At 31.4% G+C, this 14,247-nt stretch carries 10 protein-coding genes, 3 tRNA genes and 2 rRNA genes; 1 reads left to right on the top strand and 14 read right to left on the bottom strand.

The features are described from left to right. The 3 genes from CLORY_RS20915 to CLORY_RS20925 form a co-directional block, all read right to left on the bottom strand. A 16S ribosomal RNA gene (locus CLORY_RS20915) occupies positions 1 to 131 on the bottom strand; the annotation flags it as partial. Positions 132 to 886: 755 nt separating this feature from the next. Next, positions 887 to 959 (bottom strand) — tRNA-Ala (locus CLORY_RS20920). An 8-nt stretch (positions 960 to 967) separates the two neighbouring features. Then, positions 968 to 1,041 (bottom strand) — tRNA-Ile (locus CLORY_RS20925). 135 nt (positions 1,042 to 1,176) lie between these two features. On the opposite strand from CLORY_RS20925, the gene cls reads away from it, so the two are divergent. After that, entirely contained in the window at positions 1,177 to 2,634 is a 1,458-nt protein-coding gene (gene cls / locus CLORY_RS20930) for a cardiolipin synthase (protein ID WP_079428193.1), read from the top strand. A gap of 9 nt (positions 2,635 to 2,643) precedes the next feature. Here the strand turns inward: cls and CLORY_RS20935 are convergent, their stop codons facing one another. From CLORY_RS20935 to rrf, 11 genes are all read right to left on the bottom strand, one after another. Beyond that, positions 2,644 to 3,846, bottom strand: coding sequence for an EAL and HDOD domain-containing protein (locus tag CLORY_RS20935; RefSeq protein ID WP_079428195.1), 1,203 nt, complete (start codon positions 3,844 to 3,846; stop codon positions 2,644 to 2,646). Positions 3,847 to 3,992: 146 nt separating this feature from the next. After that, positions 3,993 to 4,430 carry a VanZ family protein gene (locus CLORY_RS20940; protein WP_079428197.1) on the bottom strand — a complete coding sequence of 146 codons (438 nt, stop codon included), beginning with the start codon at positions 4,428 to 4,430 and terminating at the stop codon, positions 3,993 to 3,995. Positions 4,431 to 4,633: 203 nt separating this feature from the next. Next, positions 4,634 to 7,063: a glycogen/starch/alpha-glucan phosphorylase gene (locus CLORY_RS20945; RefSeq protein WP_079428199.1), complete on the bottom strand. Its 2,430-nt coding sequence runs from the start codon at positions 7,061 to 7,063 to the stop codon at positions 4,634 to 4,636. Between the two features lie 46 nt (positions 7,064 to 7,109). Continuing rightward, positions 7,110 to 8,543 carry a glycogen synthase GlgA gene (glgA, locus tag CLORY_RS20950; protein ID WP_079428201.1) on the bottom strand — a complete coding sequence of 478 codons (1,434 nt, stop codon included), beginning with the start codon at positions 8,541 to 8,543 and terminating at the stop codon, positions 7,110 to 7,112. Between the two features lie 36 nt (positions 8,544 to 8,579). Then, positions 8,580 to 9,689, bottom strand: coding sequence for a glucose-1-phosphate adenylyltransferase subunit GlgD (glgD, locus tag CLORY_RS20955; RefSeq protein ID WP_079428202.1), 1,110 nt, complete (start codon positions 9,687 to 9,689; stop codon positions 8,580 to 8,582). 18 nt (positions 9,690 to 9,707) lie between these two features. Then, positions 9,708 to 10,853: a glucose-1-phosphate adenylyltransferase gene (locus tag CLORY_RS20960; RefSeq protein ID WP_079428204.1), complete on the bottom strand. Its 1,146-nt coding sequence runs from the start codon at positions 10,851 to 10,853 to the stop codon at positions 9,708 to 9,710. A 273-nt stretch (positions 10,854 to 11,126) separates the two neighbouring features. Next, positions 11,127 to 11,753, bottom strand: coding sequence for a DedA family protein (locus CLORY_RS20965; RefSeq protein WP_079428206.1), 627 nt, complete (start codon positions 11,751 to 11,753; stop codon positions 11,127 to 11,129). Between the two features lie 156 nt (positions 11,754 to 11,909). Then, a complete protein-coding gene (locus CLORY_RS20970) occupies positions 11,910 to 12,683 on the bottom strand; it encodes an OmpA/MotB family protein (RefSeq protein WP_079428207.1) in 774 nt (257 codons plus the stop codon). Beyond that, positions 12,683 to 13,477: a flagellar motor protein gene (locus CLORY_RS20975; protein ID WP_079428209.1), complete on the bottom strand. Its 795-nt coding sequence runs from the start codon at positions 13,475 to 13,477 to the stop codon at positions 12,683 to 12,685. The genes CLORY_RS20970 and CLORY_RS20975 overlap by 1 nt, the downstream gene beginning before the upstream one ends. Before the next feature lie 509 nt (positions 13,478 to 13,986). Beyond that, a tRNA-Lys gene (locus CLORY_RS20980) sits at positions 13,987 to 14,059 on the bottom strand. A 22-nt stretch (positions 14,060 to 14,081) separates the two neighbouring features. Beyond that, a 5S ribosomal RNA gene (gene rrf, locus CLORY_RS20985) occupies positions 14,082 to 14,198 on the bottom strand. Between the last annotated feature and the right edge of the window lie 49 nt (positions 14,199 to 14,247).

Genomic DNA, 14,247 nt, shown 5'->3' on the forward strand with positions numbered 1-14,247 from the left:
CCCTCTATGAGGCAGGTTACCCACGTGTTACTCACCCGTCCGCCGCTAGAGACCGAAGTCTCTCGCTCGACTTGCATGTGTTAGGCACGCCGCCAGCGTTCGTCCTGAGCCAGGATCAAACTCTCAATTTAAAAGTTTGTCTTGCTCTTACTTACTTCATCTCAAGTATCTCTTTCGAGATCTCTCAGAATTGCCGGTTTATTTTACCTTTTTCCTCTGTTCAATTTTCAAAGACCATGTTCATCAAATTATAAACTTTAATTACATTTTTATTACTCACTTACTGCTTTCCTTAGTTGATTTGTTTGCCTCTCGTCATGCAGCTTTTATATATTAACACGTTGATTCTTTCGTGTCAATATTTTTTTGAAGTATTTTTTCAAACTTATTATTCCAAATAAATTTTGTTTTATACTTCGTTCGCCTCACAGCTTTTTTATAATATCATATTAGAACTAGACTATTATTTACTTATGTGTGATTAGACAAATTTATATAAGATTTAATAGTTTTTTCTAATTTTTTCTCTCTATTTCGCATATTGATACACAAGGAACTGTTTATTTTAGTATTTTATTAGTTATAATGTTATTATTGTAATATAAACTCTAGATAGATTGTGAACCAGCGTTACTTATATTAACTTATTGACTGCTAAAAAATCTGTTAATCGTGATCGATCTCAGGCGTAAACTTGTGCTCCTATGAGCTCCGCACGGAAATCAAAAATAGCACTCTTTGTATTCTAGGTTAGTCCAAGCTTTATATTCTATTTTCCACTATCATACAAGGGTTTGCTATACAATAAAAAAAAGGGGAATACACCCAAAGATATATTCCCATAAAAGAAAAAGCCTATGAATTATTAGTTCATAGGCTTTTATAGTGGAGATAAAGAGATTCGAACTCTTGACCCCCTGCGTGCAAGGCAGGTGCTCTCCCAGCTGAGCTATACCCCCATATTAAGTGGACCTTCAGGGACTCGAACCCCGGACCGACCGGTTATGAGCCGGTTGCTCTAACCAACTGAGCTAAAGATCCAAAGCAATCTACAAATACGACCGCTACATTTAATTATTATAATTACAAAACATTTAACTGTCAATATCTTTTTTTGTTTTTTATAAATAAAAATGTATAAATTATATATCAATTTTGGAAATATATACACATAGCATGTGTACGATACTTTTGGAGGTGTTCCATTTGAATCCAGTTTTGACTTCTATATTTTTTATATATGCAATCATATTAATAACAGTTATAATTTTAGAAAGAAGGCAGCCTGAAAAAACAATTGCTTGGTTGCTTATATTTATTGCATTGCCTCCCATTGCAATAATTCTTTATCTATTCATAGGACGAAACTGGCGTAATATGAATAGATATGTTAAGCTGAAACTAAACTTAAGTCAGATTATACCTATACATAACCCTGTTTTTCCAGACGGACCATATTCCCCCCTAGTAAACCTTCTAGTACAGAATAGTCAATGTTGTCTAACTACAAATAACTCTATAAAAATTTTTTATTCCGGCGAACAAAAGTTTTCTCAGCTAAAAAAACAGTTACTAAATGCTAAACACTATATACATATTGAATACTATATGGTGAGAGATGATCTTATTGGAAATGAAATAAAAGATATACTTATCAGAAAATCACTTGAAGGCATAAATGTAAGAATCATATTAGATAAAATTGGGTGCATGAAGATAAAAGCCAAATATCTAAAGGATTTAAAACGGTCTGGAGTAGAAATTGTGCAATACTCGTATTTTCTAAACCCTATATTACGGTTTTTTTCTACTAAATTAAACTATCGCAATCATAGAAAGATTGTTATTATTGACGGTATAATTGGATTTATGGGAGGCATTAATATTGGAGATGAGTATTTAGGAAGGGGCAAACTTGGTTTCTGGAGAGATACCCACTTAATGATAACTGGAGATTACGTTTTACAACTCCAAACAATATTCATTGAAGATTACTTATGCTTAGTAAAAAGTAAAAATCAAAATACTCTAAATATAGATACTATTAGTAATTACTTGGCAACACTTGAATCTGCAAATGGGAATAAAGCAATGCAGCCAGTTAAAAGCAGTCCTAATTCTAAATATCCATCAACTGAGCAGGCATTTTTAAAAATGATATCCATGGCTAAACACCATTTATATATATGTTCACCATATTTTATACCCTCCCTAAGTATATTAGAAGCAATAAAAGTTTCTTCATTAAGTGGAGTTGATGTAAAGATACTATTTCCAGGAAAATATGATCATTTTATTGTCTACTATGCTTCAAAAACCTATCTAAAAGAGCTTGCGGCATGTAATGTAGACATCTATTTCTATAATGTAAATTCATTCATACATTCAAAAACAATAATGATAGATAGTGAAATATGTTCGATAGGAAGTGCAAATATGGATATAAGAAGCTTTCAACTTAACTATGAGATCGGCGCCATAATATATGATAGAGAAATATCTATCTCTCTAGAAAAACAATTTCTAAAAGACCTTCGTATAAGTAATAGAGTTAATAGGGAGTACTGGATTAAAACCCCTTGGTACATTTCAGTTATGGAGAGTTTTTACAGAATTTTTTCAGCACTTTTATGATACTATGACTTATATTTCCTTTAGCCATTTAATACTTTTCAAATAATGGGAAGTTACCTTGTTCTCACTTATTTTGTATCTGGCGCAAAAACTAATAATCTTATCCCACTGCCCTTGTTCATACATACAAATAAATTCAATTATATTATATAAAAAACCTGTTTTATTTATTAGAGCTTCTTTTACATCCTCCTTTAATTTAATTTCTTTAAGTATTTCTTCCATAGGTCTATTAAGTATTACATCCATCAAAGAAAACATACCTGCTATATATGCGTCTTCCGCTAGCAGCGACTTTCCCATATCTCTTACTATATACTCCGCAAATTTTGCTCTAATAGCTGATATATTAACAAACTCTTCATTGTCTTTATCACTAATATTCTTTATAAGAACAACAAACAGCCAATTCTTTATATCCTTTTCACCAAGCATTACCATCCCATGTTTTATGGAATATATTTTGTTATTAAATCCATAGTAGCTAGAATTTAATAACCTGAGAAATTTATACGACAAGGCTAGATCGCTAACTACGATTTTTTCAAGTTCATCGATACTTATAGAAGCTCTACTAATTTTATTTAGTATTTTAAGCGATTTTTTCTGATTAGTACTTAAAGCCTTTTGTGATATTATGATTGGTCTACTTAAGTAATATCCCTGAAAATAATCATATCCATACTCTAAAGCTTCATTAAATTCTTCCAGGCTTTCTATCTTCTCAGCTAAAAATTTAATTTTTTTATTAGAAACTTTATTCATAATAAACTTTCTATCATTGCCTTTGGTTATTGTAAAATCTACTTTTATTATATCAACATATTGTATAAGTTCTTCATATTTTTTATCAAACACAAAATCATCCAATGCTAATAAATATCCTTTGCTCTTTAGTTTTTTACAACAGTCGACTATTTCTCTTGAAGGCTCTATATTTTCCAATATTTCAACTATTGTCAGTTCCCTAGGCAAAAGCAATGCTATTTCTGAAACAATAAGATTCTTTGTAAAATTTATAAATGCCTTTTTACCTTCAGTCACAATATTAATACCTATATTATAAAAAGAGTCTGCTATAACAGAAAGCGAATCTTTATCGCCATCTCTGCCAGTATAAGAATTAAAATAATCTTCCCTGTACAAAAGTTCATAGGCTATTACTTCTTTGTCTCTATTAAATATAGGTTGCCTTGCAATAAAAGAATTCATATACTCTACCTCGATTTTTACAAGAAGATTTCATCTTGCAGTAAGTTTATATATAATTTACCATATTTTTATCACAAATAACAACATATTTCTTCCATACATTATAAAATTTTTAGTTAAGCCGTGAATATTGAGATACTTTACAATTACTTTAATTTCTTCAAGCTTACTTTCAGATACAATATCATCATAGCCAACGTTCCACCAGCAGTATCTATAATTACATCTCTAAACTTACCCTCTCTCCCAAGAATAAATAATTGGTGAAATTCATCTGTGCAAGCGTATAAAAAAACTATTAATAATGCGTATATATAATTTAACTTATAATTTTTTCTTCTGTCCTGTAAAACCCTGAAACTTAAAATATATAATAAAAAATATTCAGTGAAATGTGCTAATTTTCTAATTACAAAATCACACATATTACCTAGCTGTTCATTTAAGTCTATATTTATTTTTTTGAATATATCAACTACAAATCTATTATTTTCGTTTGACATATTACCAGGCTGCTGAGAAAAAGCGAAAATAACAATCATCCATGTTATCATAAGTACTAAATTTATTTTCTTTCTAGACATTAATACACTCCTTTTTATGTACTAATATAGTAACTCATAAAAACTTTACTACAAAAAATTAGTTTGAAGATAAATCTTCAAACTATAATAAAATATTCTCATGCACTCACATTAAAGATTCTAAAATATACCATCTGAAAAGTACAACTTGAAATACTTGATAAGGCAAAATATGGTAAAGTGGTAACATCATATTAATTTTATCAGAGTATTAAAGAAGATTTTGTGTTCCAAACTTCTTTTGAATATTGAAGGATTGTATTATCACTTGAAAATACTCCGGAATTAGCTATATTACAAATACACATTTCTTCCCATTTAACGCTGTCTTTGTACAATTCATCAATTCTGCCTTGAGCTTTTACATATGAATCAAAATCCCTTAGCACAAAATATTCATCATTATGATTGATTAACGAATCATATATTATCTTAAACTCACTTGATGAGACATTCAATGAACCATCAATAAGCGCATTTACAATTCTAGTGAGCCTTGCATCATTATTATAGAAATCTCTAGCGGAATACCCGCCATTCTTATAGTAATTAATAACTTCATAATCCTTCATTCCGAAAATGACTATATTATCATCCCCAACCTCTTCTTTTATCTCTATATTAGCTCCATCCAAGGTTGCGATGGTTACTGCGCCGTTCATCATAAATTTCATATTACTTGTACCAGATGCCTCTTTAGTAGTTGTAGATATTTGTTCACTAACATCAGCTGCAGGGATTATCTTTTCTGCCAGGGACACCCTATAATTTGCAAGGAAAATGACTTTTATCTTTCCTTTAATAGAAATATCATTATTCACCTTTGCAGCTACTGTATTAATTAGTTTAATTATTTGTTTGGCAAGATAATAACTTGGTGACGCCTTTGCACCAAATATAAATGTTCTTGGAACTATATCCATATCAGGATTTTCCTTAAGTTGATAATACAAGTTTAATATATTAAATACATTTAACAACTGCCTCTTGTAGGCATGGAGCCTCTTAATCTGCACATCATATATTGAATTTGGATCTATATCTATATCATACTTATCCTTAATATAATTAGCTAACTTAATTTTATTATGATATTTTACAGCCCCAATTTTACTCTGAAAAATCCTGTCCTTTGAATAGCTCATCAGCCTTCTAAGTTCCGTTGGCATATATATCCATTTTGTTCCTATAGCACTGTCAATTAGGTTACTTAGTTCAGGATTAGCCTGAATAAGCCATCTTCTATGCGTAATTCCATTAGTCTTGTTATTAAATTTATATGGGTAATAATTATAAAAATCTGATAGTTCCTGTTTTTTTAATATCTCAGTATGAAGTTTAGCAACACCATTAACCGAATGACTTCCTACAATGGCCAAATGTGCCATATGAATGCTACCGTCGCGTATTATAGCCATCCTCCTAATTCTATTACTATCATTTGGATATCTTCTTGAAAGTTCTTCTCTGAACCTCCTATCGATTTCTTCAATTATCATATATATTCTAGGCAATATCTTCTTAAACATTTCTACAGGCCATTTTTCCAGCGCTTCAGCTAATATTGTGTGATTTGTATATGCCATCGTATTGGTTGTGATTCTCCATGCTTCATCCCATGATATTTCCTCTTCATCCACTAATATTCTCATTAACTCGGCTACAGCCACTGAAGGATGTGTATCATTTATATGAATGGCAATATATTCATCCAATCTATTTATAGGAACACCCATCTTCTTGTATGTTCGTATTATACTTTGTATTCCTGCACTTACAAAAAAGTATTGCTGTTTTACTCGAAGTATCCTTCCTTCTTCCCTTGAATCATCTGGATACAGTACCTGAGATATTGATTCCACAAGAGACTTATATTCAACAGCTTTTGTATATTCACCTTTGCTAAAAGATGAAAAGTCAAACTCTCCTGTAACTGGTTCAGCACTCCACAATCTTAGTGTATTAACTGTATTATTATGATAACCAACTATAGGCATATCATATGGTACTGCTATAACTGGATCGTAATCCTCATGTGAAAATTTCAATCTATTATCCTCAAAATATGGCTTTACCTGTCCACCAAACCTAACCTCTACAGCTTTGTTCTGCTTCCTTACTTCCCATACGTTTCCATCTCTTAACCAATTATCTGGTACTTCAACTTGATATCCATCGATTATCTTCTGTTCAAATAATCCATAATTATATCTTATTCCGCATCCATTGCCTGGAATCCCCAATGAAGCCATTGAATCAAGGAAACACGCTGCAAGCCTACCTAATCCACCATTTCCAAGGCCTGCATCCATCTCTGCTTCCTCTAAGTCTCTAAGCTCTATCCCTAAATCTTTAAGAGCAGATTGGCATTCTTTTTCTATACCTATATTGATAATATTGCTCATTAGCAATCTTCCAAGCAAAAACTCCATAGAAAAATAATACACTTGTTTTTCACGTTTTTCAGTATAATGCTTTCTAGTCTTCATCCAATTCTCTGCAGAGTAATCTTTAATTACTGATGCTAAAGCTTGATACTTATGAATATTAGATGCTTCTTCCACTTCTTCTGCAAACATTGAAGTTAATTTTTTCTTAAAATCTCTTTTTATAGTTTCTTTATCTACGTACATATATCCACCTCCTATGTATGTTCATGATTTTATTATTAAGGTAATTTTACATTATATTGGAATATAGTTCAACATATCTGCGAGCAGACCTATTCCAACTATTATCTTCCCACATATCTCTTTTAATCAGACTTTCCCAGATATCTTTATGGTCATAATAATATTTTACTGCCCTCTGAATTGTATATAACATATCATGAGCATTGTAATTATTAAATGAAAAGCCATTTCCTCCTCCAGTAAATTCATTATATGAATGTACAGTATCTCTTAATCCACCTGTTTCTCTAACTATTGGAATTGTACCATACCTCATTGCCATTAGCTGACCTATACCGCAAGGTTCAAATTTTGACGGCATAATAAACATATCTGAACCTGCATATATCTGCTTTGATAATTCATTACTGAAATATATATTAGCCGATAATTTATTCGGATATTTAGCTGCATAATACCTAAACATATCCTCATATTTACTATCACCCGTACCTAACACTATAAATTGTAATTCCATTTGAAGTATGTCTTCCATTACACAAGCTAATAAATCAATGCCTTTTTGTTCGAAGAGTCTTGTTACCATTCCTATGATAGGTATATTTCTATTCACAGGAAGTTGGAGTTTTTCCTGAAGCTTTTCCTTGTTTTTATATTTATTCTCTAAATTATCACCATTATATTTATAGAATAGTTCATTATCTGTTTCCGGATTATTTATATCAGTATCAACACCATTCACTATTCCGATTAAATCCCATCCTCTCTTTCTGAGCAGACCATCCAATCCTTCACCATAATATGGCGTTTTAATTTCTTCCGCGTAAGTTTCACTTACTGTAGTTATTTTATCTGCCATATTTAATGCTGCTTTCATAAAGGATATATCACCGTGATACTCAAATCCATTATCATTAAAATATTTCCAGTTAAGCCCTAGTAATTCTGGAAGCATTTCTTTCCCAAATCTCCCTTGATGCTTCAAATTGTGTATAGTAAATACTGTTCTTATATTGTTATACTGCCATTCATGCTGAAATCTATCCCTATATATGGGTACTACAGCTGCAGTGTGCCAATCATTGCAATGTATGATATCAGGCTTAAAGTCCCCCATATATCTTATGGACTCTAGAATACCCCTGCAAAAGTATGCGAATCTTTCACCATCATCATAATGTCCATATACTTCTTTTCTATTAAAATAGTATTCATTGTCTATAAAGTAAAATGGAATACCATCATATTCTAAATACTGTAGTCCACCATATTGATTTCTCCATCCAACAGGTACATTAAATGTCGCAAGAGTATACATCTTTTGTTTAAAAAGTTCAGCTATACCACCATACTTTGGCATTATAATTCTAGCGTCTATACCCATTTTTCTTAAAGCTTTAGGTAGTGCAAAAGCTACATCACCAAGTCCCCCTATCTTTACAAAAGGATGTGCCTCAGAAGCAGCAAATAGTACTTTCATCTAATCGCCTCCAAAATAAATTTATATATTTTCCTATCATATAGCATGTACTTTTTCTATTACTAGAGGGATTTCCTCATCTCCTCTTAAACACTTATTATCACCGACATTTATATTTTTGTCAGTAATTATATTAATAAGCTCTGCACTTTTACCTATAATGCAATTTTGCATTATAATACAATTTTTTATTACAGCTCCTTTTTTAACATGCACCCTTCTAGAAATAATTGAATTTTCAACTTCTCCTTCTATAATACAGCCATTAGCTATAAGAGAATTGGTAACTTTACTACTTTCACAATATTTAGTAGGTGCTTCATCCTTAACCTTTGTATATATAAGACCGTTATTAAAGAATAGCTCCTTGCTAACTTTAATATCAAGGCAATCCAAATTAAAATTATAGTAAGCTTGAATATTATTTATACACTTAGCATATCCTTTAAATTCATACGTTCCTACCTTATAATCATCAATTGTCCTATATATTGCATGCTTTATCTTTCTGCATATTCCAGTATCTACACACTTATATATGAGTTCTATAAGTGTCTGTTTTTTCATAATAAACATTTCCATACATATATTATTATTATCGTGTACACCGATATTCTTTCCAACACTTATAATTTTACCAGTACTATCCATATTCAAAGTATCACAATCCAAGAAATTTACAGCACAATTTTTGGCCTTAGTATAAATTATCGTTATATCATTGCCACAACTTTCATGGTATTTTACTGCCTCTTCATAATCTATATTGCAAATCATATAGGATGATGACAGTATTACATTATTTTCCTTACTCAACTCTAAATAATCTAAATTATTCTTAAACATTTCTACATCTTCTAACGACGGATTTCCATATCCAAAGTTAAATACAAATAATCCACCATTCTTTCTGTCTAGGTCCCATGGCCTTCCACCCGAAATATGATCCACTAAAGATCTAGATTTACTTTTAGTAAATACTCCTATGTTCTGTATTCCAGCATTGACCATATTGGATAGTACAAAATCTATAATTCTATATCTTCCAGCAATTGGTATAGATGCCACCGTTCTATTTCTTGTTAGATTTTTTAAATTATCTTCTCTTTCATTTAGATCCACAATCCCCATATAATCTTTTAACATAAATAACACCTCCAAATGTTACTCTAAAACTGTATCTTTTTTTATATCTCTACCTTCACTCACTAAAGTTATTTTTTCCCCGTTACCAATAACACAGTTTTTCCTGATGATAGCATTAGACCCTATAATAGCTTTCCTTATTGTTACATTATCACCTATTTTAGCATTGGGCATTATTACTGAATCAATTATCTTTGAGTTTTTCCCTACATATACACCATGGAAGAGTACGGTACTGATTACTTGTCCAAATACAACGCATCCTTCTACCACAACTGAACCTTTTACTTCTGCTTTAGGTCCTATATATTGAGCAGGTCTTATCGGATTTACAGAATATATTTTCCAGTTATTATCATGAATATTTAGTTTATTATCATCCTTGATTAAATCCATATTAGCTTCCCATAAACTCTCTACTGTTCCAACATCCTTCCAGTAACCTTTGAATGGGTATGCCATAAGCTTTTTACCCATATTAAGCATGCTTGGAATTATATTTTTTCCAAAGTCATTGCTCGAATCCTTATTCTCCTCGTCTTGAATTAGAAATTCTCTTAATGTTTTCCAATTGAAGATGTATATTCCCATTGATGCTTTATTACTTTTAGGCTTCTTAGGTTTCTCTTCAAACTCATATATAACATTATTTTCATCAGTGTTCATTATTCCAAACCTTGATGCTTCCTTCGTAGTGACTTCAATTACAGCAATAGTAGCATCTGCATTATTTTGTTTATGATACTCCAACATTTTTGAATAATCCATCTTATATATATGATCACCTGATAGTACTATTACATACTCTGGATCATATAAATCAACAAAATCTATATTCTGATATATTGCATTAGCAGTACCTTTATACCATTTTCCTCCGTTCTCCTCCATGTATGGCGGCAATAAACTTACCCCTCCATTTCTTCTATCTAAATCCCATGGACTTCCTATACCAATATGTGTGTTTAATATTAACGGTTGATATTGCGTTAACACTCCTACTGTATCTATCCCTGAATTACAGCAGTTACTTAATGTAAAATCAATAATTCGGTATTTGCCGCCAAAAGGCACTGCAGGTTTTGCTATCTTTTTAGTTAACATCCCTAGTCTGCTGCCCTGACCCCCAGCTAATATCATTGCGATAATTTCCTTCTTTAACATAAACTTCCCCCTTCTACAATTTATAACCTTAGTTTATATATGTTATAATTAAAATAATATTACCCAAATATATCCTTTTATATATTATATTATATTAATGCTGAGTTTATATTATTTTAGAATATAACCTATGATAATTATTAAGTATTTTAATGTATAGGTTTACAATAAATAAGTCACTATTTTTATTGATATCGTTTTCATGTATGTGTAAAACATAATATAATATAATAATATCACAAATTTACAGTAAACTCCCTATTTTTTCTGTTTTTATCCTATTTTTTTTTTGCGGCCCCTTAATTTGAAAATTAAATAGATACAACCGCATACTAAAGCAATCAGCCAAACTGTCCTGCTATAATTTGTCAGAAACCTATTAATTTTATCTACATTATATCCTATATTTCTACCTATTATAAAAAAGATTAAGTTCTGAATTATAGATGATGTTGTTATAGATATAATAGCACCTAACGGATTATACTTAAATATACCACCAAATAAAATAGTTACGGCATTCAGTCCTGGTACAAATTTGCATATAAAAAATATACTTACTCCATACTTAAGGATTAACTTTTTTATTTTTCTTTGATTTCTTCTAGAAAAATATTTTCTCACGATACGATACTTAAGAAGACCGTTACCATATCTATATCCCAGTATAAATATCATATAGCTTGCAAATAATGTTCCCGCAGCATACGATCCAAAGGTAAATGCCGGAATTGCTTTTAAACCCATACTACTAAAACACCCAGATAACAATAATATTGTATCACCTGGATATGGCGGAACCGTCATCTGTAAAAAAGCCGAAAAAAATAGAATAAGATACACTGCTAGAGGTGATAAAGCTAGTATGTGATGTGTCAAATCCTGTATTATTGTGTCCATTTTATTGGATTCTCCTCCTATAAATATATACCATAGATTTTACTTAAGCTACCCAAAACCTTCTACTACCCAAAGTATATCATTAATCCTGCCTTTTATAAACTAAAAAAATAAAGGAACGTATTTAACATTCCTTTTAATCTATAATAATATGAGCTAATTTGAAACTTCTTCTTCAGAGTTAAACTTACTACTTAAAAGTACTATATCCATTCTACGATTCTTAGCTCTTCCGGCAGCAGTTGAATTACTTGCTATCGGCCTAGTATCAGCAAAAGCACCAGCAGATACCTTATTGGGAGTTATTTGGGCTTTTTTAATTACTAATTCTACTACATTAGTTGCTCTCGCAGAAGACAAACTCCAGTTAGATGAGAAATTGCTAGTATGTATCGGAACATTATCTGTATGCCCCTCTATTCTAATATAGTTTGGTAGTTTATTGACTATCTTAGCTATAGCAACTATTTTAGATTTATACTTACGTTTAATAGTAGCTTTTCCAGAATCAAAAAATGCAGTATTCTTAAGGCTTACCACTAAACCTCTTTCAGTTATGGCAGAGGTTACGCTACTTTTAAGCTTATTTTGCACCATATATTTATCCAATTCCTTTTTTACCTTTTCCATGTTGTACGTTTCATCATTAGACTGAGTTTCTTCATCCTTAGTCTCACTATCTTTAACTTCCTGATTAGGTACGGACTTATCATCCTTGCTCGTGGAATCTAACCCCAAGTCTACCATTTGACTGCCTCCGCCACCCATGGCAATATTAAAAGATTTAGCGATATTCTGAAATTTTTCCTTATCGATATTACTAGATGCGTATAAGATAACAAAGAATACCATAAGCAAAGTGATTAAGTCCAAATAAGTAAGCATCCATCTCTCAGCATTAGGCTCTTTGCCTTTTTTCTTCTTTCTCATCACTCTATCCCCTTATTTTGGCTCTCAAATTGTCCAATTTCCTTCTTGTTTAAAAATCCTTTAAGCTTTTCAACAATTGTGTTAGGATTAGTTCCTGTCTGAATTAATATTATTCCCTCAATTAATAAACTTTTTTCATTATATTCTTCCTCATGTATAACTTTTAATCTGTTTCCTATAGGAAGCCAGAATAAATTAGCCGTAGATATTCCGTATAAAGTAGCTATAAAAGCTGTAGCAACTTTTGGTCCTAAATCGCTTGAATCACCACCCAAGCCGCCTAAAACATTTACCAAACTCATAACCGTTCCTATGATACCCATTGTAGGAGCATATCCTCCTGCTGATTCAAACATAGCTGATCCTTTTACATGACGTTCAGACATCATCTCAACTTCCATCTCAAGCACACTTTGTATTGTTGCTGGTTCTACACCATCAACTACAAGCTGAAGTCCTTTTTTTAAAAACGGATCTATATCGTCATTAGCTAAAACTTCAGATTCAATAGTCAGAAGTCCATTTTTTCTTGTTTTATATGATAAGTCCCTAAAAAATATTATCCTATCAGCTAGGTTTATCTTCGGTGGATTAAGAACTACTTTGAAAACTTTACCAATACTCTTTATATCTTTTAGAGGATATGATACAAGTACAGCACCTATAGTTCCTCCTATAACTATAATTGCTGGACTTAAAGATACAAGTGCGGTAATTTTGCCCCCCTCTATCGCAAATGATGCTAGTAAAGCCGCAATCGTAGCGACAAAAAATATTATAGTTGAAAAGTCCATAAAATTCCTCCTTATAGAAGCTATTAATCTTCATTTATTGTATATTTTCACTTAATTTTAAGTAAATATATAAGTCTCATTTAAACTAGCATTAATATTATCGTATAAAAAATTTATAACTCAAGAGGTGATATCGTATTCTATAGATAATTTTTACAGAAAAATTTTATAGAACAAAAGATAGTGACATCCGGCGACTAATTTTGTTCACCTGCTGTCACTATCTTTTTATGACTTATCTCTTAATCTTTATATAATTTTTTTATTTTATTACTTCTGTTGCCTAACTCACTTAATTCACAAACTTCAAAATATATTATTATTGTCTGTCTTTAATTACTTCATCAATATGATGTAACGTTTTTTATTAATGCTCATCTTTTTACTTTCCGCAAGAGCATTTTAACATTATTCAAATGTTACCTGCAATTGGCAAAAAACATAATTTCCTAGAGACAAAAAAAGTGCAATAAATGCACTTTCCAAAACATAATTTCAATAGCAAAATATGGCTCACCGGGGAATCGAACCCCGGACAACATGATTAAAAGTCATGTGCTCTACCAACTGAGCTAGTGAACCCTAATAATCGCCATAAAAGGCAACCTGGCAACATCCTACTCTCCCACCCAGCTTCCCGGGCAGTACCATGGGCGATGTAGAGCTTAACCTTCGTGTTCGGTATGGGAACGGGTGTAACATCTACTCCATCATTACCAGATAGTCGTTTTGTGATAACCTTCGCATTACTGCGTCAACTCCGTCGCTGT

This window comes from Clostridium oryzae, assembly GCF_002029235.1.
Classification (GTDB): Bacteria; Bacillota; Clostridia; order Clostridiales; family Clostridiaceae; genus Clostridium_AE; species Clostridium_AE oryzae.